This window comes from Variovorax sucrosi (genome assembly GCF_051216635.1).
Taxonomy (GTDB): domain Bacteria; phylum Pseudomonadota; class Gammaproteobacteria; order Burkholderiales; family Burkholderiaceae_C; genus Variovorax.
Genome location: NZ_JBPJZU010000004.1, coordinates 235,620 through 258,006, shown reverse-complemented (window position 1 = coordinate 258,006; position 22,387 = coordinate 235,620). Strand labels below are relative to the sequence as shown.

The window sequence follows — 22,387 nt, the reverse complement described above, 5'->3', positions numbered from 1 at the left end:
CATCCCGCAGCGAGTGCCCATGAGAACGTTACCCCGGCGCATCGCCCTGGCGAGCGCAGTCACCAGTGCCTGCCTGACCATGGGCCTGGCTGCCGCGCAGACCGCGCCGGCGCCCACCCACGGCAGTGCCGAAACCCGCGGGCGCATGCTCGACCGCAGCGCGGCCGATCCGCGCGCGGTGGAGCTGTCCGGTACCGACACCCTTCCGCGCAGCGCGGAACAGGAACTGCCCCGGGCCGTCTTCCTGCTCGGCGACGAGCGCGCGCTGGTCGGCGGCACACCGGACGCCAGCACGCCGGCCCAGCGCACACCGCGCAGCGACAGCAGCACGCCCCGCTTCGAATCGGGCGCCGACCTGCTGCGCCCGGTCGACCGCGAGGCGCTCGACCGCATCGTGGCGCAGGTGAAGGGCCGCGAGGGACTGCGCTTCGAGATCGTCGGCCACACCGACGTGCAGCGCATCAGCCCGGCGCTGCAGGCGCGCTTCCCCGACAACCAGGCGCTCGGCCTGGCCCGCGCCCAGCAGGTGGGGCGCTACCTGACGCAACAGCTCGGCCTGCCGGCGGGCGCCGCCAGCGCCGCCTCGCGCGGCGCGAGCGAGCCGCTGGCCATGCCGGCCGAGGACCCGGCCCGCTGGGCCGCGAACCGGCGCGTCGAGGTGCGCGTGTTCTGGACCGACGTGACGCCGGCCGTCGTGCGGCCCGGCACGGCTGCGGTCGACCCCACGGCCTGCGGCACGCTCAGCGCCTTCGGCACCGACGATGCGCCGCTGCGCATCACGGTCGACGGGCAGCTGCTGGGCGCCGACGGCATTGCCGCCACCAGCGCCGACCGCCAGCGCTGCGTCGACGTGCAGCTCGAGCGCAACCAGCTGCGCCTGCAGTACGACAACCTCTCGGCGCCGCGGCGCCTGAGCGCGGCGGCCTGGCCGACCACCGTGGTCGCCGGCGACACCGTGCGCTTCGCCGGCTACAGCAACTACCGCCTGTTCGCGATGCGCGCGGAGCTGCGCCTCTTCACCGCCAACGACGTGATGCAGCGGCGCCCGCTGGCCACCGTGCCGCTGGACGCCGACCTGCGCGGCGAATGGACGGTACCGGCCGGCCTGCTCGACGCGCGCGCCGACAGCACCGGCGGCAAGGTGTACTACCGCCTGCGGCTCTACGACGCGCAGGGCCGCTTCGACGAAACCGACGACCTCTCGCTCAGCGTGGCCGAGCGCCACGCGCCCGACCTGCGCACGCCCGACCCCGAACGCGAGCTGCTGCAGGCCTATGGCAAGAGCAACCTGGCGATCGCCAACATCCCGATCAAGGCCGGCACCGTGACCGCCAGCGGCGCGGCGATCCGGCCCGGCGAGCGGGTGCGCGCGCTCGGCTTCGCGGTGCCGGTCGACGAGGCCGGGCGCTTCGTCTTCCAGCAACTGGTGCCGCGCCGCGTGCAGACCGGCGAGATCGCCGTCACCGACGCGCAGGGCGCCGCGCGCGTCTACCGGCGCGACTTCGAGCTGCCGACCAGCGACTGGTTCTTCATCGGCCAGGCCGACCTCACCCTCGGCAAGAACAGCGTCAGCGGCCCGGCCGCGCTGGTCACCAACGACCGGAACCGCTACGACGGCGGCAGCTGGAGCGAAGGCCGGCTGGCCGGCTATGCGAAGGGCCAGCTCGACGACCGCTGGACGCTGACCGCCAGCCTCGACACCGAGGAGCGGCCGCTCAACGAGATGTTCCGCAACCTCGACCACAAGGATCCGACCTCGCTGTTCCGGCGCTTCGACCCGGCCGACTCGTGGAGCACCTTCGGCGACGACTCGACCTCGATCGAGGACGCGCCGACGCAGGGCCGCTTCTACCTGCGGGTAGACGACGGCCGCTCGCAGGCGATGTGGGGCAACTTCAAGCTGAGCTTCGGCGACACCGAACTCACCCGCGTGAGCCGCGGCCTCTACGGCTTCCACGGGCGCTACCTGGGCGAGGAGACCACCGCCTTCGGCGACGCGCGCCTCAAGCTGCAGGCCTATGCGGCCGAGCCTGGCACGCTGTCGGCCCGCGAGGAATTCCGCGGCACCGGCGGCTCGCTGTATTACCTGCGCAACCAGGACATCACGCGCGGCGCCGAGCGGGTGAGCATCGAGGTCCGCGACCGCAACTCGGGCTTCGTCCTCAAGCGCACGCAGCTGGTGCCGACCTCCGACTACGAGATCGACTACCTGCAAGGCCGCGTGCTGCTGTCGTCGCCGCTGACCAGCCTGGCCGACGACGGCTCGCTGGTGCGCGCGGGCGGCTTCGCCGGCATGCCGGCCTACCTGGTGGTGGACTACGAGTACACGCCGCTGTCGAGTTCGCTCGACACCATGGCGACCGGCGGGCGCGTGTCCTGGTGGGCCAACGACCACGTGGGTGTGGGCGTGACCGCCGCGCGGCAGGACCAGATCGGCGGCGACCAGCGCCTGGCCGGTGCCGACCTCACGCTGCGCAAGACCGAGACCAGCTACCTCAAGGCCGAGGTGGCGCGCAGCGAAGGCCCGGGCACGCAGCAGTACGACTCGCTCGACGGCGGCTTCAACTTCAGCTCTGCGAGCGGAGGCGCCACCGGCCCCAACGGCCGGGCCAACGCGTGGCGCGTGGAGGGGCAGGCCGACCTGCGCGATTTCGAGCTCGGTCAGGGCGGCCGTGTCAGCGCCTATTCGCAGTCGCGCGGCGCCGGCTTCTCGGCGCCCGGCCAGTACGCCAGCAACGAGACCACGCAGGCCGGCCTGCAGGCCAACCTGCCGGTCGGCGACACCGGCGAACTGCGCCTGAAGGCCGACCGCCGCGACGAACGCGACGGCTACAACAGCAACGTGTTCGATGCGCAGTACGGCTGGCAGTTCTCACCTGCGTGGAAGCTCGGCCTGGGCCTGCGCTACGACGAGAAGACTGGCGATTCGCTCATCACCAGCCCATCGCTGCCGAGCACGCAGGCCGTGTTCGGCGAGCGCAGCGACGTGGCGGTGCAGCTCGACTACACCGGCGCCGACCGCTACAGCCTCTACGGGTTCGCGCAGAAGAGCGTGCGCACCACCGGCACGCGGCTGGAGAACGACCGCCTCGGCTTCGGCGGCAAGTACCGCGTGACCGACAAGCTCGCGCTGCGCGGCGAACTCTCGGGCGGCGACGGCGGGGCGGCGGGCAAGGCCGGCGTCGACTACCAGTACGACGACCGCTCCAGCGTCTACGTGACCTACGTGGCCGACACCGGCCGCACCGACGAGAACCTGATCGGCCGCGGCGGCAACCTGGTGACCGGCGTGCGTTCGCGCGTGGGCGACGGCCTGTCGCTCTTCACCGAGCATCGCCAGAGCACCGGCGAGCAGCCGGGCCTGACGCATGCCTACGGCGTGCAGTACGCCCCCGACACGCACTGGACCTTCGGCGTCAACTTCGAGAACGGCTGGATCGGCGCGGAGACGCTCGGCGTGATGAAGCGCGAAGCGGTGGCGACCACCGCCGGCTACTCGAGCGACGCAGTGAAGTACAGCGGTGGCATCGAGTACCGCCAGGACGAGGGCAGCACCGAGCGCCGCACCAGCTGGCTGGTGAAGAACTCCTTCAGCTGGAAGGTCGACCGCGACGCGCGCTGGATCGGCAAGTTCAACTGGGCCGACAGCGACAGCAGCAGCGGCGCGCTCAACGCTGCCAAGTACACCGAGGCGATGCTGGGCTACGGCCTGCGGCCGGCGCTGGACGACAAGCTGAACCTGCTGTTCAAGTACACCTTCCTGTACGACCTCTCGTCGCCGGGGCAGGTGGTCAACACCGGCCTGGACAGCAACATGGGCACGGTGACCAGCACCGGCATCGACTACCAGCAGCGCAGCCATGTGCTGGCGGTGGACGCGACCTACGACCTGAACGAGCGCTGGACCATCGGCGGCAAGTACGCCTGGCGGCGCGGCGACCTGCGCGCCAGCCGGGACGATTCGGCGCCGTGGTTCAAGAGCACCGCCGAGCTCGCAGTGGTGCGGCTCGACTGGAAGCTGGTGCGCAACTGGGACTGGATGGTCGAGCTGCGCTCGCTGCGCGCCAAGGAACTGCACGACCGCAAGGACGGCTGGCTCACCGCGGCGTACTACCACGTCAACGAGAACTTCAAGGTCGGTGTGGGCTACAACTTCACCGACTACTCCGACGACCTGACCGACCTGAGCTACCGCAGCAAGGGTTTCTTCCTGAACGTGCTGGGAAAGTTCTAACGCGGTGCGCCGGGGCCGGGCCGGGTGCGGCCCGTGCCGGCCTGCGGGTCGGTGCGGGGTGCCGCCGCCGCCGCATTGGGGTGAGAATGCGCCCTGTTCGAGCGCGGAGGAGCCCATCATGCGAGAAAGCCATCTTTCCACCGTCCATGCGGCCCACAAGGCGCTGGCGATGGTCATTGCCGCCAGCGATCTGGACCGGATGCCCGTGACCCATTTCGAGCCCACCGACCTGTTGAGCCTGCCCGACCTCTCGGAACGCGGCCTGGTCGTGTCACGCCAGGAGACGGCCCAGGCCAACCGCATGCGGGCAGCGTCGTACATGTTCCTGGTCGCGGCCAGCGACGCGCTCACCGCCGCGCTCGCACTGAGCAAGGTGTCGATGGACCTGGAGGGCGCCGAGCGCGAGCGGCGACTGGCGGCCATCGGCGCACAGTCGAGTGCTGCCGGCCAGGGCGCGCTGCAGGCGTGCAAGATTCTGAAGGGCGAGATGGAGCCGCCGTCAGACGATTCCGTCGTCGTGTCGAAGCTCGCTTCCTGAGCGGTCGGCGGCTCAGATCGGCAGGGCGGTCGTCGTCTTCACCCGGTCGAGCACGAAGCTGGTCTTGCAGTCCTGCACGCTCGGGTGCTTGAGCAGCGTGTCCATCACGAAGCGCGAGTAGTGCGCCATGTCGGCGACCACCACGCGCAGCAGGTAGTCCATGTCGCCGGTGAGCGAGTGGCACTCGATCACCTCCGGCCAGCCCTGGATGGAGGCGCGGAAGGCGTCCATCGGGCTGCGCTTGTGGCTCTCGGTGTGCTTTTCGAGCCGCACGTTGATGTAGGCCATCAGCGGCAGACCGACGCGCTCGGGCCGCAACAGGGCGACGTAGCCCTGGATCACGCCCGATTCCTCCAGCCGCTTGACGCGCCGCAGCGTCGCCGACGACGACAGGCTGACCTGGGCCGCCAGCTCGTCGTAGGTGGCCCGGCCGTTGGCCTGCAACGCGCGAAGTACGCGCAGATCGATAGTGTCGAGTTCGACTGGAGCGCTCATCTGGGAGATTTTGCAGGAATCCTGCGTGCTGGACCATCGGGGGGCCGCAAGTTGCAGGAATCGTGTGTGGCGAGCGCCTAGCATCGACCACAACCCCACCCGCAATTTCTGGAGACACACGATGGCCGATCACTACGAGAACCCCATGGGCCTGCAAGGCTTCGAATTCGTCGAGTTCGCATCGCCCACGCCGGGCGTGCTGGAGCCGGTATTCGAGACGCTGGGCTTCACGCTGGTGGCCAAGCACCGCTCCAAGGACGTGGTGCTGTACCGCCAGGGCGACATCAACTTCATCGTGAACCGCGAGCCGAAGAGTCAGGCCGGCTACTTCGCGGCAGAACACGGCCCCTCGGCCTGTGGCTTGGCCTTTCGGGTGACGGACGCGCACAAGGCGTACAACCGCGCGCTCGAGCTCGGCGCCCAGCCGATCGAGATCGCCACCGGCCCGATGGAACTGCGCCTGCCGGCCATCAAGGGCATCGGCGGCGCGCCGCTGTACCTGATCGACCGCTATGAAGAAGGCAAGTCGATCTACGACATCGACTTCGAGTTCATCGACGGCGTGGACCGCCATCCGGTCGGCCACGGCCTGAAGCTCATCGACCACCTCACGCACAACGTGTACCGCGGTCGCATGACCTTCTGGGCCGACTTCTACGAGAAGCTCTTCAACTTCCGCGAGATCCGCTACTTCGACATCTCGGGCGAATACACCGGCCTCACGTCGAAGGCCATGACGGCGCCCGACGGCAAAATCCGCATCCCGCTCAACGAGGAGTCCAAGAAGGGCGGGGGCCAGATCGAGGAATTCCTCATGGAGTTCAACGGCGAAGGCATCCAGCACATCGCGCTGATCTGCGACGACCTGAAGGAAGCGGTGGACAAGCTCGCCATGGCCGGCGTGCAGACGGCCACCGCGCCCAACGACATCTACTACCAGATGCTCGACACCCGCCTGCCGGGCCACGGCCAGAACGTGCCGGAGCTGCAGGCGCGCGGCATCCTGCTGGACGGCACTACGGAGGGCGGCCAGCCGCGCCTCTTGCTGCAAATCTTCTCCACGCCGATGCTGGGGCCGGTGTTCTTCGAGTTCATCGAGCGGCGCGGCGACTACCGCGACGGCTTCGGCGAGGGCAATTTCAAGGCGTTGTTCGAATCGCTCGAACGCGACCAGATCCGCCGCGGCGTTCTCGACACGGCCGAGGCCTGAGCATGTTGGCCGCCGAAGCGACCAAGCACGGGCTCGCGGCCGGCGATGCGGCCAGGCCCGATCGGCCCGACTGGACCATCGACCAGGGCTGGTCGAACTACACGCCAGCCGAGCATGCCGTCTGGAAGACGCTCTTCGAACGCCAGACGAAGCTGTTGCCCGGCCGCGCCTGCGACGAGTTCGTCGAAGGCATGAAGAACCTGCCCATCGGTGCCGAGCAGATTCCGAACTTCCTGGAACTGAGCGAGGTGCTGACGCAGCGCACCGGCTGGCAGGTCGTGGCCGTGCCGGGCCTGGTGCCCGACGAGGTCTTCTTCGAGCACCTGGCCAACCGGCGCTTTCCCGCGGGCAACTTCATCCGCAAGCTGCACGAGCTCGACTACCTGGAAGAGCCCGACGTGTTTCACGACGTGTTCGGCCATGTGCCGATGCTGATGAACCCGTCGATCGCAGACTACATCCAGGCGTATGGTGAAGGCGGCCTGCGTGCGAAGAAGCTGGGCGTGCTCGACAAGCTGGCGCGCGTCTATTGGTACACGGTGGAGTTCGGGCTGATCCAGCAGAAGGACGGTCTGCGCATCTACGGCGCCGGCATCGCGTCGTCGCGCACCGAGAGCGTGTTCTCGCTCGACGACGCCTCGCCCAACCGCATCGGCTTCGACCTGGAGCGGGTGATGCGCACGAACTACCGCATCGACGATTTCCAGGAAAGCTACTTCGTCATCGACAGCCTTGCCGATCTGCTCGAACTGGCGACCATCGACTTCGCGCCGCTGTACGAACGCATCACGGGGCAGCCGGATTACCAGCCGGGGGACGTGCTGGGAACCGATCGCGTCATCGCCCGCGGCACAGGCCGCTACCACACGGGCAAACGCGCCGCCTGACCTGCGCCCGTGATGCGCGCTGCCTCAGAACGGGTAGTGCCGTGGCGTGGTCTGCAGCGTGATCCAGCGCAGCTCTGTGAAGGCCTCGATCCCGGCCTTGCCGCCGAAGCGTCCGTAGCCCGAGCCCTTGACCCCGCCGAAGGGCATCTGCGCCTCGTCGTGCACGGTCGGGCCGTTGATGTGGCAGATGCCGGACTCGATGCGCTGCGCCACCTGCCAGGCGCGCGCGATGTCGCGCCCGAACACCGCGGCCGACAGGCCGAAGGCGTTGTCATTGGCCGTCGCGATGGCCGCCTCGACGCCGTCGACGCGCACCAGCGCCTTGACCGGTGCGAACGATTCCTCGTGGTAGATCTTCATCGCGGGCGTCACCTGGTCGAGCACCGTCGCGGGCATCAGCGTGCTGTCGGCCTTGCCGCCGATCAGCAGGGTGGCGCCCTTGGCGAGTGCGTCGTCGATCAGCGCGTTGCAGCGCGCCACCGTGGTCATGTCCACCACCGAACCCAACACGACCGGCTCGCCGGCACGGGGGTCGCCCAGGGGCAACGCTTTGGCCTTGGCGACGAACTTGGCGGCGAAGGCGTCGGCGATGCGGATGTCCAGCACGATGCGTTCGGTCGACATGCAAATCTGGCCGGAGTTGGCGAACGCGCCGAAGGCGGCGGCATCCACCGCCGCGTCGATGTCCGCATCGTCGAGCACCACGAAGGGCGCCTTGCCGCCGAGTTCGAGCACCGCCTGCTTCAGGTACTTGGCGCAGGTCATCGCGATCAGCCGTCCGACATGCGTCGAACCCGTGAAGTTCACGCGCCGCACCGCCGGGTGCGCGACCATGGCCTCGACCACGGCCGCCGCGTCGGCGGGCGCGTTGGTCACGAAGTTCACCACGCCGGGTGGCAGGCCCGCGTCCTGCAGGGCTTCGATGATGAGGCCGTGCGTGGCCGGGCAGAGCTCCGAGCCCTTGAGCACCACGGTGTTGCCGCAGGCCAGCGGCGTCGCGATGGCGCGCACGCCGAGGATGACGGGTGCGTTCCAGGGCGCGATGCCGAGCACCACGCCGGCCGGCTGGCGCACCGCCATCGCGAGACTGCCGGGCACGTCGGAGGGGATCACTTCACCGCTGATCTGCGTGGTGATCGAGGCCGCCTCGGTCAGCATGCCGGCGGCCAGGTGTACGTTGAAACCGGCCCACATGCCGGAGGCGCCGGTCTCGGCCGCCATGGCGCGTGCGAAGTTCTCGGCGCGCGCTTCCAGGGCGTGGGCCGCCTTCAGCAGCAGCGCGCGGCGCGCGCCGGGTCCGAGCGCGGCCCAGGCGGGGAAGGCCTTCGCGGCGGATTCGACGGCGGCGACCGCGTCGGCCGTGGTGGCTGCGGGTGCGCGTGTGGCCACCTGGCCGTCGAGCGGGTTGCGGCGTTCAAAGGTGGCGCCGCCGGTGGCGGCGGTGCGTTGGCCGTCGATCAGCATGTCGATGCGTTGCATGGGAGTTTCCTGTAAGGGATGAGAGGAGGAAGGGCGTTTCGAAGCACCCGGCTTCAGGTCACACCGAGATAGGCGTGGCGGATGGCATCGGAGGCGAGCAGCACCGCCGCCTCGCCCTCGGCCACGAGGCGGCCGCGTTCCAGCACGTAGCCGCGGTCGGCGATCGACAGCGCCTTGCGCACGTTCTGCTCGACCATCAGCACCGTCACGCCCTGCGCGGCGATGCGCTGCACGATCACCAGCAATTCGTCGATCGCGCGCGGCGCGAGGCCGAGTGAAGGCTCGTCGAGCATCAGCAAACGCGGTGCGCTCATCATGGCGCGGGCCACCGCCACCATTTGCTGCTCGCCGCCGCTCATGGTGCCGGCGGCCTGGTTCGCGCGTTCCTTGAGGCGCGGAAAGTCCTCGAAGGCCTGCGCGAGCCGGCGCGTGCGCTCGGCAGGCGACGCGAGCCAGCCGCCGAGCTCGAGGTTCTCCGTCACGCTCATGTGGGGGAAGAGCTGGCGGCCCTCGGCCACCAGCGCGAGGCCGCGCCGCACGCAGGCGGTGGTGTCGGCCGGCGGCAGCGGTTCGCCGTCGAGCCGCACGGTGCCGCTGCGCGGCAGCAGGCCCTCGATGGCCTTGAGCAGCGTGGTCTTGCCAGCGCCGTTCGGGCCGACGATGACGGTGATGCCGGGCCGCACTTCCAGCGAGATGCCGCGCAGCACCTGGAAGCCGTGGTAGCCGGCGCCCAGGCTGTCGACGTTCAATGTGGCGCCGTTCATACGGTGACCTCCACCATTTCGTCGCCGAGGTAGGCCTCGATCACGCCCGCGTCGCGCACCACCTCGGCCGGCGCCGCGTCGGCGATCTTGCGGCCCTGGTGCAGCACCAACACGCGCTCGACGTGGCGCAGCAGGGTGGTCACCGCATGTTCGATCCACACGACCGTCAGGCCGAAGTCGTCGCGCAGCCCGCGGATGCGCTGCGCCATGGCTTCGACCTCGGCCTCGGTCAGGCCCGCGGCCACCTCGTCGAGCAGCAGCACGCGCGGCCGCGTGCCCAGCGCCATGCCGATCTCCAGCAGGCGCTGCTGCGACGGCGTGACGAGTCCGGCCGGCTGGTTGGCCCAGGCGCCGAGGCCGAGCAGCGACAGGATGTCCCCTTCGGTCTGCAGGCCAGCCGGCGCCTGGCGGTGGCGGCCCGCAAACTGCATGCCGAAGCGGATGTTGTCGGCCACGCTCATGTCGTGGAACACGCGCGGGGTCTGGAAGGTGCGTGCGACGCCGTGTGCCGCATAGCGCTGCGGCGGCTGTCCGGTGAGGTCGGTGCCTGCGATGCGCAGCTGGCCATCGGTCGGCGGGATCACGCCCGAGATCGCGTTGAAGAAGGTGGTCTTGCCGGCGCCGTTCGGGCCGATGATGCCGACGAGTTCACCGGCCTGCAGCGTGGCGCTGACGGCGTCCACCGCCGTCAGGCCACCGAAGCGCACCGTGAGCGCGCGGGCTTCGAGCAGGGGGTCAGCCATGGCCGTTCTCCAGGGGTCGGGTCGGGCGCCGTTGCCACAGCGAGGCGAGGCCGTTGGGCAGGTAGAGCACGCACAGGATCAGCAGCAGGCCCAGCACCATCATGTAGCCGTAGGGCAGTTGCAGCCGCAGCGTCTCGGCCAGCAGGCTGAACACGATGGCGGCGAGCACCGGCCCGCCGATGCTGGCCGTGCCGCCGATGAGCGCGATCAGCACGGTCTGGAAGCCGATGAAGGGGCTGAACACCGCGGGCGGGTCGATGTAGGTCCAGCGCACTGCCATGGCCGCGCCGACCGCGCCCGCGAAGGCGGCGGTGAGCGCAAAGCCTGCCAGCTTGGCGTTGCGCGTGTTCACACCCAGCGTCTGCGCGCGCTGCTCGTCGGCACCGATGCCTGCGAGTGCCAGGCCGAAGCGGCTGCGCCGCACCCACACGGCCGTGGCGATGGAAGCCGCCGCGATCAGCAGCATCGTGAGGTAGACCGTCTCGCTGGAGGGCACGACGGTGAGCACCCGGCCCACGGTGCCCGACACCTGCTTCTCGACGAAGGTGATCGCATGACGGATCAGCTCGGTCATGCCGAAGGTCAGCACCGCGAAGTAGGTGCCGCGCAGGTGCAGCACCGCGGCGCCGATCACCAGCGCGGTGGCCGCCGCGAGCAGTGCGCCAGCGGCGATGACCATCGGCCACGGCAAGACCTCGAGCAGCATCGCGCTGGCGTACGCGCCCAGGCCGAAGAAGGCCGAGGTCGCGAGCGACAGGTAGCGCGTGGCGCCGCAGAAGATCGACCAGCTCGTCGACAGGGCGATGTACATCAGGCAGCTCAGGGCGATGGAGGCCACGAACTCGCTCGCGGCCCAGGGCAGTGCGGCGGCCGCCAGCAGCGCGGCGATGGCCGCAGGTACCCGCCAGCGCATGAAAGAAGAGGAGGGCGAGACAGGCAGATTCATCGCTTGAACAGTCCGTTGGGGCGCCAGATCAGGACGCCGATGAAGACGCCATAGGACAGCAGCATCTTGAGAGAAGGGCTGGTCCAGTGCATGCCCAGCGCCTCCACCAGTCCGAGCAGCAGGCCGCCGGCCAGGCTGCCGACGATGCTGCCGAAGCCGCCGAGCGTGATCACGATCAGCGCCGTCACGGTGTAGGGCTCGCCCATCGAGGGGCTGATCTCGTAGGTCATCGAGAGCAGCGCGCCGGCTACGCCCGACAACCCGAGGCCGATGCCGAACATCAGCGGGTGCAGGCGCCCGGTGTGGATACCGACCAGCTGTGCGCCGGTGGGCGACTGCATCAGCGCGCGCACCGCCTTGCCCAGCAGCGTGAAGCGCAGCAGCACGATGAGCGTGAGGCTCAGCGCCAGCGACACGCCGAACAGCAACAGCTTGTTGGCCGTGAAGCGCATGCCCGCGATCTGCACCGGTTCGGCCAGGTACTCGTAGCCGCGCAGGTCGCCGCCCCACAGCAGCAGCGCCGTGTTCTGCACCACGAACATCAGGCCGAAGCCGACCATCAGGCTGCGGGCCTCGAACAGGTCGACGTTGGGTGTGCGGGCGGCCAGCCGGCGAAAGCACAGCCGGTGCACCACGATGCCCAGGACGAACAGGGCCACGAAGGCCGCGGGCATCAGCAGCAGGGGCGAGATGCCCAGCGTGGTGTGGGCCCACCAGGTGAAGAAGGCGCCCAGCATGAGGAACTCGCCGTGCGAGATGTTCATGATGCGCATCAGCCCGTACTGCAGGTTCAGCCCGATGGCCACCAGCGCGTAGATGCCGCCCGTGATCAATCCGCCGGCGATCAGCTCGGCCCAGGACGTGAAGGACACCGGCCTACTTCCAGGCGGGCTTGGCCGCGACGAGTTTCGCGGTGGCGCGTGCCGGCGGCCAGACGACCTCGAACTCCCCGCCCTGCCATTGCGCCACCGTGCCGGGGATGGACGCGTTCTCGCTGCCCGCGAAGCGGATCGGGCCGAGGATGGTCTTGAACTCGGTCTTCGCGATGTGGTCGCGCAGCGCCTTGCGGTCCAGCCCGATGCTGCCCACGGCCTGCTGCAGGATTTCGAGCCCGGCCCATGCATGGCCGCTGGCCCAGCGGTCGGGCTCCTTGCCGAACTTCTTCGTGTGCGCGTCGAAATAGGCCTTGGCCTCGGGGCTGGTCTTGGCGTTCCACGAGCCCATGCCGAGCACGCCCTCGGTGTTCGCCGCCATCACGTTCTTGTAGAGCTGGAAGGCGGTGCCCACCGAGGCATAGAAGAACTTCGGGTTGAGGCCCACCTCGCGTGCCTGCCGGCTCGCCAGGATCGTGTCGGGCGGGTAGGTGATGCCGATGAAGGCGTCCGGGTTCTGGTCCTTGATGCCGCGCAGCACGGGCGCGAGGTCCTTCACGCCGAGCGGATAGCTCTTGCGTTCGAGCACCTGGATCTGTGTCTTCTTCAACGCACTGTTGAGTGCGGCGAAGTTCTCCAGGCCGAAAAGGTCGTCCATGTAGACGATGGCGATCGTCTTCACGCCGTTGGCCACCAGCAGGTCCACCAGGGCGCCCATCATCTTGTCGGGCTGCTGCAGCAGCGAGAAGAAGTAGGGCAGCTGCATGTCGATCAGCTTGCGCGACAGGGCGGTGGGCGCCAGCAGCGGATAGCCGAAGCGATTGGCCAGCGGCGCGATCGCGAAGTTCGCGCCTGAGCCCCAGGGCGGCAACACCAGGTCGACCTTGTCGCTGCCCATGAGTTTCTCGAAGGTGCGCACGCAGGTTTCGGTTTCGCTGCGGTCGTCGTAGCCGATCAGCTCGATGGGCCGTTTCGCGCCCTTGACGGCGAGCCCGCCTGCCGCATTGACCTGCTCGGCCCACAGCAGGTAGTTGGGCTCCTGGCTGACCTGCGCGCCGGCCGCCCAGGGGCCGGTCCGCGCGATGGCGTAACCGATGCGAACGGGTGCGCTCTGGGCGAGCAGGCGAGGCGCCACGGCGGCGGCGCCGAGGGCGCTGGCGCCCTGGATGAGCGTGCGGCGGGACAAAGCGGACATGGTCGGACTCCTTGACCGGCAGGAGGGCAGCCGGTATCGGGATCGTAGGAAGGGCCCCGCCTTTGCGCTGTGCTGCGGGCGCACGAAGCGCTTGACGCTGAACGCACGGCGGTCCGGGTTAACCCTCTGGAATGGGTGGGCGCTGGGTGTCGGCGCCGGGCAAATAATCGAGCCTCCTCCCTTCTCCCCTGGAAAGGCGCCCATGACCCGTTCGTTGTCGATGTCGACCGACCATGTCGCTGCGCGCGAGCGTGCGCCGCAGTGGCGCGAATGGATCTGGCAGCACTTCGGTGGCCTGGAGTCCGACTTCTACGGCGACACCGGCTTCGAGGGCCACATCGCGGCCGCGCGTGCGGGGGATGTGGTGATGACCAAGCTGGAAGCCAACCGCCATCGCGTGCTGCGCACCGCGGGCATGGTGCGCACCAGCGACCAGGCCTGTCTCAAGATCGTCGCGCCCTGGCAGGGCAGTGCCGCGGTGACGCAGTATGGTCGCAGCGTCAGCGTGCGCAGCGGTGCCTGGACCATCTACGACACCACCGAGGGCTACACCGTCGACAACCCCGAGCGGTCGGACCACCTGATCGTGATGCTGCCGCGTGAGCGCATCCGGGTCGACGGCCATCGGCTGCGGGAATTGATGGCACGGCCTGCCGGCGGCGCAAGCGGCATTTCGCGGGTCGCGCTCGACACCATGCGCAGCACCTACAGGGAGCTGCCTTTCATGAGCGAATCGGCCGCGCGCGTGGCCGGCGAACTGATCGTGCAACTGGTCCAGCTCTCGCTGCTGGAAGCGGCTGGACTGGAGACGGCGAACAGCCAGCGCGCCGCCTTGCGCGACCGCATCCGGGCGCATGTGGCGCTGCGGTTGCGCGACCCCGACCTGTCGATCGACGGCATCGCGCAGGCGCTCAACTGCAGCAAACGCCTGCTGCATGCGGCATTCGCCGAGGAAGAGGACACGCTGGCCGGCTACATCCTGCGCGAGCGCATCGAAGCCTGCATGCGCGCCCTGCGCGACCCGGCGCGCGCCACTCAATCGCTGACCGACATCGCGATCGATTGCGGCTTCGGCAACCTCTCGCACTTCAGCCGCGTGTTCCGTGCCCGAGCTGGACTGAGCCCGAGTGCGTATCGCTGCACGGCGGGGTAGGCGCCCTAGTACTTCGCAATCTGCCGGCCGATCTCGGGCCAGCGGCTGTGCAGCCAAACCCAGGCCACCAGGCCGATGCCCATCATGAGAATCGACGTCACGGCCAGCGCCAACGTCGAATGCATCACCAGGGGCGCGATCACGCCGGCCACCAGGCCGTTGGCGGTCGAGCCGATCACGGCCTGCAGCGACGAGGCCATGCCGCGCCGCTCGGGGTGCAGGTCGAGCACCAGCAGCGTCACCACCGGCACCATCAGCGCCCAGCCGAAGGCAAACAGCCCGATAGGCCACATGGCCCAGGCCGGATGCGCGACGAAGAAGGCATTGGCGGCGACGTTCACCAGCGAGGTCGTCAGCATGATCAGAAAGCCGTCGCGGATCTGACGCTTGGGCGCCACCTTGCCAGCCATGCGGCCGCTGGCCCAGGCGCCGGCCATGATGCCGCCGATGCTCAGCAGGAAGAACCAGAAGAACTGCGTGGGTGCCAGGCCCAGGTGGTCACCCAGGAACGCCGGCGCCGACAGCACGTAGAGAAACATGCCATTGAAGGGCACGCCGCTGGCGAGTGCGAGCAGCAGGAAGCGCGGGTCCGAGCACAGGTCCCAGTAGCCGCGCATCAGATGGCGCGCGTTGAAGGGCTGGCGCTGCGTGGCGTGCAGCGTCTCGGGCAGCAGCTTGTAGTTGGCCGCGAAGAGCACCACGCCGACGGCCACGAGGAACCAGAAAATCGCATGCCAGCCGGCATGCACGAAGAGGAAGCCGCCGACGATCGGCGCGATGGCCGGTGCCACGCCGAAGTAGATGGTGACCTGCGCCATCACCTTCTGCGCCTCGGCCGGCGGGAACATGTCGCGGATGACGGCGCGCGACACGACGATGCCGGCCCCGGTCGACAGGCCCTGCAGCGCGCGGAACAGCACCAGTTGCCCGATGGTCTGCGACAGTGCGCAGCCCAGCGATGCTAGGGTGAACACGGCCAGCCCCCACAGCACCACCGGGCGCCGCCCGAAGCTGTCCGACAGGGCGCCGTGGAACAGGTTCATGAAGGCGAAGCCGAACAGGTAGGCCGACAGCGTCTGCTGCATCTCCACCGGCGTCGCGCCGATGGACTTCGCGATGCCCGAGAAGGCCGGGATGTAAGTGTCGATCGAGAAGGGGCCGAGCATGCCCAGCACCGCGAGCAGGATGGCGAGCGCCCATCGCGGGGCTTTCCAGAGGGTTTGGGCGTCGGGGTTCATGCGTCTCTCGAACAGAACAAAACAAAGCGGACTTGCCGAACGCTGGGTCCGGCAAGTCCGCTTTCAGGGGCGTGGCTGCTGAAACGCTTAAAGCGTGTCGATGAAGCTGCGCAGCTTGTCCGAGCGCGACGGGTGCTTCAGCTTGCGCAGCGCCTTGGCTTCGATCTGGCGGATGCGTTCACGCGTCACGTCGAACTGCTTGCCGACTTCTTCCAGCGTGTGGTCGGTGCTCATCTCGATACCGAAGCGCATGCGCAGCACCTTGGCTTCGCGCGGCGTCAGCGAGTCGAGGATGTCCTTGACGACGTCGCGCAGGCCCGCCTGCATCGCGGCCTCGATCGGCGCCGTGTTGCTGCTGTCCTCGATGAAGTCGCCCAGGTGCGAATCGTCGTCGTCGCCGATCGGCGTTTCCATGGAGATCGGCTCTTTCGCGATCTTCATGATCTTGCGGATCTTGTCTTCCGGGATCTCCATCTTCGCGGCCAGGATGCCGGCGTCGGGCTCGAAGCCGAACTCCTGCAGATGCTGGCGCGAAATGCGGTTCATCTTGTTGATCGTCTCGATCATGTGCACCGGGATGCGGATGGTGCGCGCCTGGTCGGCGATCGAGCGCGTGATCGCCTGGCGGATCCACCACGTCGCGTACGTCGAGAACTTGTAGCCGCGACGGTATTCGAACTTGTCGACCGCCTTCATCAGGCCGATGTTGCCTTCCTGGATCAGGTCCAGGAACTGCAGGCCGCGGTTGGTGTACTTCTTGGCGATGGAGATCACCAGGCGCAGGTTGGCCTCGATCATCTCCTTCTTGGCGTCGCGCGACGAGCGTTCGCCGTCGTTCATGCGCTTGTTGATGTCCTTCAGCTCGGTCAGAGGCACCACGACGCTCGACTGGATGTCGGCGAGTTGCTGCTGCAACTCCTGCACCGGCGGAATGTTTCGGGCCATCACCGTGCTCCACGGCTTGCCGGAGGCCGCCTGCTTCTCGACCCACTTCAGGTTGAGCAGGTTGGACGCGATGCGGTTGCCGTTCTTGTCGTAGCCCGAGAAGTCGCGGATGAAGTCGTCCTGCGGGAAGCCGCACTTGTCCACGATGATGCGGCGCAGCTCGCGCTCTTTCTTGCGGATGTCGTCGACCTGCGTGCGCACCAGATCGCACAGCTTCTCGATGGTCTTGGCCGTGAAGCGGATGGTCATCAGCTCATCGGACATCGCCTGCTGTGCCTTGGTGTACGCCGGTGTGCCGTAGCCTTCCTTGTCGTAGATCTTGTGGATCTTCTCGAACATGTCGGCGATGCGGTCGAAGCGCTCGAGGGCATCGCGCTTGAGCTCTTCCAGCTTCTTGGTCAGTGCCTTGGAGCCGCCCTTGCCGTCGTCGTCGTCTTCTTCGTCGAATTCGTCGAAGTCTTCTTCGGCCACGTAGTCGTCGGCCTCGTTCGGGTTCGAGAAGCCGTCGACGATGGTCGAGATGACGACCTTGCCTTCACGGATGGTCGCGGCCATTTCCAGGATCGCGGCGATGGTCTTCGGCGAGGCGGAAATCGCCTCCATCATGGCCATCAGGCCGCCTTCGATGCGCTTGGCGATTTCGATTTCGCCTTCGCGCGTCAGCAACTCGACCGTGCCCATTTCGCGCATGTACATGCGGACCGGGTCGGTCGTGCGGCCGAATTCGCTGTCCACCGTGGAAAGCGCGGCTTCGGCTTCTTCTTCGGCTTCCTCGACGGTGGTCGCGGTGGGGGCCGTGTTGTTCAGCAGCAGCGTCTCGGCGTCGGGCGTCTGTTCGTAGACGGCCACGCCCAGGTCGTTCAGCATCGTGACCACGACTTCCATGGTCTCGGCATCGACCAGCTTGTCGGGCAAGTGGTCGGAAATTTCGCCCTGGGTCAGGTAGCCGCGGGTCTTGCCCAGCGTGATCAGCGTCTTCAGGCGCTGGCGGCGCTTGGCCATGTCTTCTTCGGACAGGACGGTTTCGTCCAGGCCGAATTCCTTCATCAAGGCGCGTTCCTTCGCCTTGCTGATCTTCATGCGCAGCGGCTTGACCTTCTCGACGGTGGTCGTTTCCGTGCCGGCTGCAGCCGCGGGTTCTTCCTCGGCGAATTCGGCCTCGACGTCGGAGAAGTCTTCTTCGATTTCCTTGGGCTCGTTGCCGGCCTTGGGCTTGCGGCCGCGCTTGGCGCCGGTCGCGGGTGCCGCAGCGGCGCTGGCGGCCTTGGGCGGACGGCCGACCTTCTTGGCGGTGGCAGGGGCGGGTGCGGCCTTCAGGGCGGCGGTCTTGACGGTATCGGCGGTGGGCGTTTTCGTGGGCACGGATTTCACTTTCGTTGCGGCAGTCGCCTTGGACGCGATGGCACTCTTTTTGGCAGGTGCAGGCGAGGCTGCCGCTTTCAACGGTTTGACCGCGGCGGATTTCTTGGCGACAGGCACGGCAGGCTTCTTTGTACTGGGCATACGACCTCGTAGAACAAAAACGAAACAAGCGGAATCACTGGCGCCACTGAACCGGCGCGGGCACGGACACGGGGAACTCGAGGACTTGGAGTCCTCCAGCGAGGAACCGAGTTCCTCAAGAAGCAAGATGTCGGGCGAACATTTGGTGTGCAGTCCTTGCGGTGTATTGACCCGTTTCCCGTGGGGAAGTGCATTGCGCGTGGGGTCGGCCCGGAGGTGCTGCTGTCGCTCTTGCCTCATTCGTCGCGAGACGAAGCCGTAGATTATAGCGTCAAGCCCGATTTCAAGGGGCGGATGCCTGTCAGCCCGCCACGGAAGGCTTCAGGCGGTGGCGCAGTTCCAGCCGCCGCGCCTCCAGGGCCTTGTAGCGTTCCAGCGCGGAGGGGTCGCTTCCCACCGCGGCGATCGCTTCGCTCTGGAGCGCCTTGAGCAGGTCGTCCAGCATGAAGTCGAGCACGTTGCGCAGCTCCTTGGCGGCCCCCGCGGCCTGTTCGCCCTCGGCGTCCGCGATCGAGCCGCCCTCCGGCTCGGTCATGAGCCGCTCCGCCAGGGCCTCGAAGGGTTGGCCGCGCAAGCCTTCTCGCAGGGCCGCCCAGGGTTGCACCCCATGCTCGTGGCACTGGCCGTCCAGCCAGATGAAGAGCTGCCCGTGCTCGCCGGGCAGGTCGCACAGCAGGCCGTGCAGTTCGTGCGACAGCGCCTCCCACTCGTGCATGTTCGACAGCAGCAGGCGCGCCGCGACGTCGGCCCGGCCGGGTGGGCGCAGGCGGGTGCGGCCGATGCTGCCGGTCGGCGCGGGCGCCCGGCGGTCGCCCCAGTTGCCGCGCCCGGGCTTGTCGCCCCAGTCGCCGCGGCCCTTGCGCCCCCGCCGGTCGTAGGTGATGGGTGTGCCGTCGTCTTCGTAGCGCTGCACCTCAACCGCGGCCGCGGGCGGCTTCGGGCCGCTGCGGGCCGGTGCCGCCGCGGCGGCCGGTGCCCAGAGCGAGGTCAGGTCGGCCGCGGCGAGCTGTACGAGTTCGGCGATTTCCCCAAGCAGCTGGCGCTTGAGCGCGCCATCGGGCAGGGCGCTCCACAGCGGCTTGGCATTGCTGGCCATGTGGGCGCGCCCTTCGGCGCTGCCGAGGTCGCAGCCCTCGCGCGCCGCCTCGATCAGGAAACGGCTGAGCGGCGTCGCCTCGTTCACGAAGCGGGCAAAGGCTTCGGCGCCGTGCTCGCGGATGAAGCTGTCCGGGTCGTGCTCGGCCGGCAGGAACAGGAACTTGACGCTGCGAACGTCGCTGGCATAGGACAGGGCGCCGTCCAGTGCCTTGCGGGCAGCGCGGCGGCCTGCCGCGTCGCCGTCGAAGCTGAAGACGACCGAATCGGTGAAGCGGAACAGCTTCTGCACATGCTCGGGCGTGCAGGCGGTGCCGAGGGTGGCGACCGCATTGGGAAAGCCCAGCTGCGCCAGCGCGACCACGTCCATGTAGCCCTCGGTGACCAGCGCGTAGCCACGGTCGCGGAAGGCGGCACGCGCTTCGTACAGGCCGTAGAGCTCGCGGCCCTTGCTGAAGACCGGGGTCTCGGGCGAATTCAGGTACTTCGGCTTTTCGTCGCCCAGCACGCGGCCGCCGAAGCCGATGCATTCGCCTTTGACGTTGCGGATCGGGAACATCACCCGGTCGCGGAAGCGGTCGTAGCGCTTGCCGTCCCCGTTGTCGTCGGCCTCGCCGACGATCACCAGGCCGCTCTCGGCCAGCAGCGGATCGTCGTAGTCGGGGAAGACGCTGGCGAGCGAGCGCCAGCCGGCCGGGGCGTAGCCGATGCCGTAGAGCCGCGCGACTTCGCCGGAGACGCCACGGCCCTTGAGGTAGTCGATGGCGCCCGGCGACTGGCGCAGCTGCTTGCGATAGGCCTCGCCGGCTTTTTCCAGCACCTCGGACAGCGTCGCCTGCTTCTGGCGCTGACCGGCGGCGCGGGCGCGCTCCTCGGGCGAGGCGTCGTCTTCGGGCACTTGCATGCCGTACTGGCCGGCCAGGTCGTGCACCGCTTCGACAAAGCCCATGCCGGCGTGCTCCATCAGGAAGCCGATGGCGTTGCCGTGCACGCCGCAGCCGAAGCAGTGATAGAACTGCTTGGTCGGGCTGACGGAGAAAGAGGGCGATTTCTCGCCATGGAAGGGGCACAGCCCCATGAAGTTCGCCCCGGCCTTCTTGAGCTGCACGTAGCGCCCGACGATCTCCACGACGTCCGCACGGGCGATCAGTTCCTGGATGAAGGAGGGTGGGATGGTCATGGCGGGGAGCGGCAAATCATACGCAAGCGCCCGTTGCCTTGCCGGTTTGCGCCTGCCGGAGACGGGCCGACCGCCGACACCGCCGTGTCGTGCCGCGGCGGCATACTGGCTGGCACCCACCATGATCCGCGCCTCCTTCCTCCATGCTGCGCCGCTGCTACGGCATCCGCTTCACTTCCTGTGGTCGGCGCTCAAGAGCTTCAAGGCGAACCAGGGCCTGCTGCTGGCCGGCGCGGTCGCGTACTACGCGCTGCTGTCGATGGTGCCACTGCTCATCTTGAGCGTCATCGGCCTGTCGCACCTGATCGAGCGCGCCGAACTGCTGGCGACCATCGGCCGCTACCTGGAGTGGCTGCTGCCCAGCCAGTCGCGCGCGGTGGTTACCGAACTCTCGAATTTCCTGGCGCACCGCGACGTGCTCGGCCCGGTGCTGCTGGTCACGATGATCTTCTTCAGCTCGCTGGCCTTCACGGTGCTGGAGAGCGCGATGGCCGTCATCTTTCACCACCGCAAGGCCGATCGCAGCCGGCATTTCCTGGTCTCGGCGGTGATGCCCTACCTTTACATCCTGAGCCTGTGCGTCGGCCTGCTGCTGGTGACGCTGGTCTCGGGCGCGCTCCAGCTCATCGGCCAGGAGAGCGTCGAGCTGTTCGGATACAGCTGGTCGCTGTCGGGTGTGTCGGGCGTGCTGCTGTACCTGCTGGGCATCGCCGGCGAGGTCTTCATGCTGACCTCGCTCTACCTGGTGATGCCGGTCGGGCGGCTGTCGCTGCGGCATGCGCTGCTGGGCGGCGTCACCGCCACCCTGCTCTGGGAGCTGACCCGGCACACGCTGGTCTGGTATTTCTCGACGCTCTCCCAGGTGAGCGTGGTCTACGGCTCGCTCACCACCGCCATCGTGGTGCTGCTGAGCCTGGAGATCGCGGCGACGCTGGTGCTGTTCGGCGCGCAGGTGATCGCGCAGTACGAGCGGCTCGAACGCACCGGCAGCAACGAGCCGCCGGCGGGAGAGAAGAGCGGGATCTAGCGGCGGGCGGGGAGAAACGGGCAGGGCCAGGTGCGGCTCAGCGCGGCGCCAGGCGGATCGCGCCGTCCAGGCGGATCACCTCGCCGTTCAGCATGTCGTTCTCGATGATGTGCTTGGCCAGCTTGGCGTAGTCGGTCGGCGTGCCCAGGCGCGAGGGGAAGGGCACGCTGGCGGCCAGTGCGTCTTGCACCTCCTGGGGCATGCCGAAGAGCATGGGCGTGCCGAAGATGCCGGGGGCGATCGTCATGTTGCGGATGCCGTTGCGCGCCAGGTCGCGGGCGATCGGCAGCGTCATGCCGACGATGCCTCCCTTGGAGGCGCTGTACGCCGCCTGGCCGATCTGGCCGTCGTAGGCGGCTACCGACGCGGTGGAGATCAGCACGCCGCGCTCGCCGGTGGGCTCCGGCTCGTTCTTCGCCATGGCATCGGCGGCCAGGCGGATCATGTTGAAGCTGCCGATCAGGTTGATCGTGACCGTCTTGGCGAACACCGCCAGGCCGTGCGGGCCGTTCTTGCCGACCGTCTTCTCGCCGGTGGCGATGCCGGCGCAGTTGACCAGGCCGACCAGCTTGCCGAGCTGCAAGGCGGCGGCGACCGCAGCCTGACCGTCGGCCTCCTGCGTGACGTCGCACTTCACGAACACGCCGCCGATCTCGCGCGCGACCGCTTCGCCCTTGTCGGCCTGCATGTCCGCAATCACCACCTTGGCCCCGTGGGCGGCCAGCATCCGTGCCGTGCCCTCGCCGAGCCCCGAGGCGGCGCCGGTGACGATAAAAACCTTGCCTTCGATCTGCATGCGTGTGTCTCCTAGTGGGTTGAACGCACGATTATCGAAGAGCCGGACGAAAAAAAGCCCCACCAGGGTGGGGCTTGCATCGGATCC

Annotated in this window: 17 protein-coding genes; 6 read left to right on the top strand and 11 right to left on the bottom strand. The window is 68.3% G+C overall.

Annotation, left to right across the window (positions count from 1 at the left end; translation table 11 throughout):
* Positions 1-19: 19 nt before the first annotated feature.
* Both ACSFBE_RS10090 and ACSFBE_RS10085 read left to right on the top strand, forming a co-directional pair.
* On the top strand, positions 20-4,234 hold the full coding sequence (locus ACSFBE_RS10090; RefSeq protein WP_435490236.1) for an OmpA family protein: 4,215 nt from the start codon (positions 20-22) through the stop codon (positions 4,232-4,234).
* Positions 4,235-4,352: 118 nt separating this feature from the next.
* The gene (locus ACSFBE_RS10085) at positions 4,353-4,772 is read left to right on the top strand and encodes a hypothetical protein (RefSeq protein WP_435490235.1); all 420 of its coding nucleotides are present in this window, start codon (positions 4,353-4,355) and stop codon (positions 4,770-4,772) included.
* 12 nt (positions 4,773-4,784) lie between these two features.
* Here ACSFBE_RS10085 and ACSFBE_RS10080 read toward each other — a convergent pair whose 3' ends face one another.
* On the bottom strand, positions 4,785-5,267 hold the full coding sequence (locus ACSFBE_RS10080) for an Lrp/AsnC family transcriptional regulator (protein ID WP_262077939.1): 483 nt from the start codon (positions 5,265-5,267) through the stop codon (positions 4,785-4,787).
* A 121-nt stretch (positions 5,268-5,388) separates the two neighbouring features.
* Here ACSFBE_RS10080 and hppD point away from each other — a divergent pair, with 121 nt between their 5' ends.
* Complete coding sequence (gene hppD, locus ACSFBE_RS10075; protein ID WP_435490234.1) at positions 5,389-6,477, top strand: 4-hydroxyphenylpyruvate dioxygenase; 1,089 nt, start codon at positions 5,389-5,391, stop codon at positions 6,475-6,477.
* Positions 6,478-6,479: 2 nt separating this feature from the next.
* Positions 6,480-7,364: a phenylalanine 4-monooxygenase gene (gene phhA, locus ACSFBE_RS10070; RefSeq protein WP_435490233.1), complete on the top strand. Its 885-nt coding sequence runs from the start codon at positions 6,480-6,482 to the stop codon at positions 7,362-7,364.
* A 24-nt stretch (positions 7,365-7,388) separates the two neighbouring features.
* Here the strand turns inward: phhA and ACSFBE_RS10065 are convergent, their stop codons facing one another.
* The 6 genes from ACSFBE_RS10065 to ACSFBE_RS10040 are packed head-to-tail and all read right to left on the bottom strand — an operon-like array spanning position 7,389 to position 13,363.
* Positions 7,389-8,843 (bottom strand): aldehyde dehydrogenase family protein, encoded by a 1,455-nt coding sequence (locus tag ACSFBE_RS10065; RefSeq protein WP_435490232.1) that lies wholly within the window; start codon positions 8,841-8,843, stop codon positions 7,389-7,391.
* 53 nt (positions 8,844-8,896) lie between these two features.
* Entirely contained in the window at positions 8,897-9,607 is a 711-nt protein-coding gene (locus ACSFBE_RS10060) for an ABC transporter ATP-binding protein (RefSeq protein WP_435490231.1), read from the bottom strand.
* A complete protein-coding gene (locus ACSFBE_RS10055) occupies positions 9,604-10,350 on the bottom strand; it encodes an ABC transporter ATP-binding protein (RefSeq protein ID WP_435490230.1) in 747 nt (248 codons plus the stop codon). Before ACSFBE_RS10055 ends, ACSFBE_RS10060 begins: the two co-directional genes overlap by 4 nt.
* On the bottom strand, positions 10,343-11,263 hold the full coding sequence (locus ACSFBE_RS10050; RefSeq protein WP_435490388.1) for a branched-chain amino acid ABC transporter permease: 921 nt from the start codon (positions 11,261-11,263) through the stop codon (positions 10,343-10,345). Before ACSFBE_RS10050 ends, ACSFBE_RS10055 begins: the two co-directional genes overlap by 8 nt.
* Before the next feature lie 29 nt (positions 11,264-11,292).
* The gene (locus tag ACSFBE_RS10045) at positions 11,293-12,168 is read right to left on the bottom strand and encodes a branched-chain amino acid ABC transporter permease (protein ID WP_435490229.1); all 876 of its coding nucleotides are present in this window, start codon (positions 12,166-12,168) and stop codon (positions 11,293-11,295) included.
* 4 nt (positions 12,169-12,172) lie between these two features.
* Positions 12,173-13,363: an amino acid ABC transporter substrate-binding protein gene (locus tag ACSFBE_RS10040; protein ID WP_435490228.1), complete on the bottom strand. Its 1,191-nt coding sequence runs from the start codon at positions 13,361-13,363 to the stop codon at positions 12,173-12,175.
* Between the two features lie 202 nt (positions 13,364-13,565).
* Here ACSFBE_RS10040 and ACSFBE_RS10035 point away from each other — a divergent pair, with 202 nt between their 5' ends.
* Positions 13,566-14,516, top strand: a complete 951-nt coding sequence (locus ACSFBE_RS10035; protein ID WP_435490227.1) for an AraC-like ligand-binding domain-containing protein — start codon at positions 13,566-13,568, stop codon at positions 14,514-14,516.
* Positions 14,517-14,521: 5 nt separating this feature from the next.
* On the opposite strand, the gene ACSFBE_RS10030 is transcribed toward ACSFBE_RS10035, so the two are convergent.
* From ACSFBE_RS10030 to dnaG, 3 genes are all read right to left on the bottom strand, one after another.
* Entirely contained in the window at positions 14,522-15,754 is a 1,233-nt protein-coding gene (locus ACSFBE_RS10030; protein WP_435490226.1) for a multidrug effflux MFS transporter, read from the bottom strand.
* A gap of 87 nt (positions 15,755-15,841) precedes the next feature.
* Positions 15,842-18,202: an RNA polymerase sigma factor RpoD gene (gene rpoD, locus ACSFBE_RS10025; RefSeq protein ID WP_435490225.1), complete on the bottom strand. Its 2,361-nt coding sequence runs from the start codon at positions 18,200-18,202 to the stop codon at positions 15,842-15,844.
* 301 nt (positions 18,203-18,503) lie between these two features.
* Entirely contained in the window at positions 18,504-20,477 is a 1,974-nt protein-coding gene (gene dnaG, locus ACSFBE_RS10020; protein WP_435490224.1) for a DNA primase, read from the bottom strand.
* Between the two features lie 121 nt (positions 20,478-20,598).
* Between dnaG and ACSFBE_RS10015 the strand changes: the two genes are divergently transcribed.
* Positions 20,599-21,504 carry a YihY/virulence factor BrkB family protein gene (locus tag ACSFBE_RS10015; protein WP_435490223.1) on the top strand — a complete coding sequence of 302 codons (906 nt, stop codon included), beginning with the start codon at positions 20,599-20,601 and terminating at the stop codon, positions 21,502-21,504.
* A 37-nt stretch (positions 21,505-21,541) separates the two neighbouring features.
* Here ACSFBE_RS10015 and ACSFBE_RS10010 read toward each other — a convergent pair whose 3' ends face one another.
* Positions 21,542-22,300 (bottom strand): 3-hydroxyacyl-CoA dehydrogenase, encoded by a 759-nt coding sequence (locus ACSFBE_RS10010; protein ID WP_435490222.1) that lies wholly within the window; start codon positions 22,298-22,300, stop codon positions 21,542-21,544.
* Positions 22,301-22,387: the final 87 nt, after the last annotated feature.

Bases quoted from the DNA above. Each gene is read 5' to 3' on its own strand.
- hppD (WP_435490234.1), top strand. From the start codon at position 5,389: ATGGCCGATCACTACGAGAACCCCATGGGCCTGCAAGGCTTCGAATTC.
- ACSFBE_RS10065 (WP_435490232.1), bottom strand. From the start codon at position 8,843: ATGCAACGCATCGACATGCTGATCGACGGCCAACGCACCGCCGCCACC.
- ACSFBE_RS10085 (WP_435490235.1), top strand. From the start codon at position 4,353: ATGCGAGAAAGCCATCTTTCCACCGTCCATGCGGCCCACAAGGCGCTG.
- phhA (WP_435490233.1), top strand. From the start codon at position 6,480: ATGTTGGCCGCCGAAGCGACCAAGCACGGGCTCGCGGCCGGCGATGCG.
- rpoD (WP_435490225.1), bottom strand. From the start codon at position 18,202: ATGCCCAGTACAAAGAAGCCTGCCGTGCCTGTCGCCAAGAAATCCGCC.
- ACSFBE_RS10055 (WP_435490230.1), bottom strand. From the start codon at position 10,350: ATGGCTGACCCCCTGCTCGAAGCCCGCGCGCTCACGGTGCGCTTCGGT.
- ACSFBE_RS10080 (WP_262077939.1), bottom strand. From the start codon at position 5,267: ATGAGCGCTCCAGTCGAACTCGACACTATCGATCTGCGCGTACTTCGC.
- ACSFBE_RS10050 (WP_435490388.1), bottom strand. From the start codon at position 11,263: ATGCGCTGGCGGGTACCTGCGGCCATCGCCGCGCTGCTGGCGGCCGCC.
- ACSFBE_RS10040 (WP_435490228.1), bottom strand. From the start codon at position 13,363: ATGTCCGCTTTGTCCCGCCGCACGCTCATCCAGGGCGCCAGCGCCCTC.
- ACSFBE_RS10090 (WP_435490236.1), top strand. From the start codon at position 20: ATGAGAACGTTACCCCGGCGCATCGCCCTGGCGAGCGCAGTCACCAGT.
- ACSFBE_RS10015 (WP_435490223.1), top strand. From the start codon at position 20,599: ATGATCCGCGCCTCCTTCCTCCATGCTGCGCCGCTGCTACGGCATCCG.
- ACSFBE_RS10030 (WP_435490226.1), bottom strand. From the start codon at position 15,754: ATGAACCCCGACGCCCAAACCCTCTGGAAAGCCCCGCGATGGGCGCTC.
- ACSFBE_RS10010 (WP_435490222.1), bottom strand. From the start codon at position 22,300: ATGCAGATCGAAGGCAAGGTTTTTATCGTCACCGGCGCCGCCTCGGGG.
- ACSFBE_RS10035 (WP_435490227.1), top strand. From the start codon at position 13,566: ATGACCCGTTCGTTGTCGATGTCGACCGACCATGTCGCTGCGCGCGAG.
- dnaG (WP_435490224.1), bottom strand. From the start codon at position 20,477: ATGACCATCCCACCCTCCTTCATCCAGGAACTGATCGCCCGTGCGGAC.
- ACSFBE_RS10060 (WP_435490231.1), bottom strand. From the start codon at position 9,607: ATGAACGGCGCCACATTGAACGTCGACAGCCTGGGCGCCGGCTACCAC.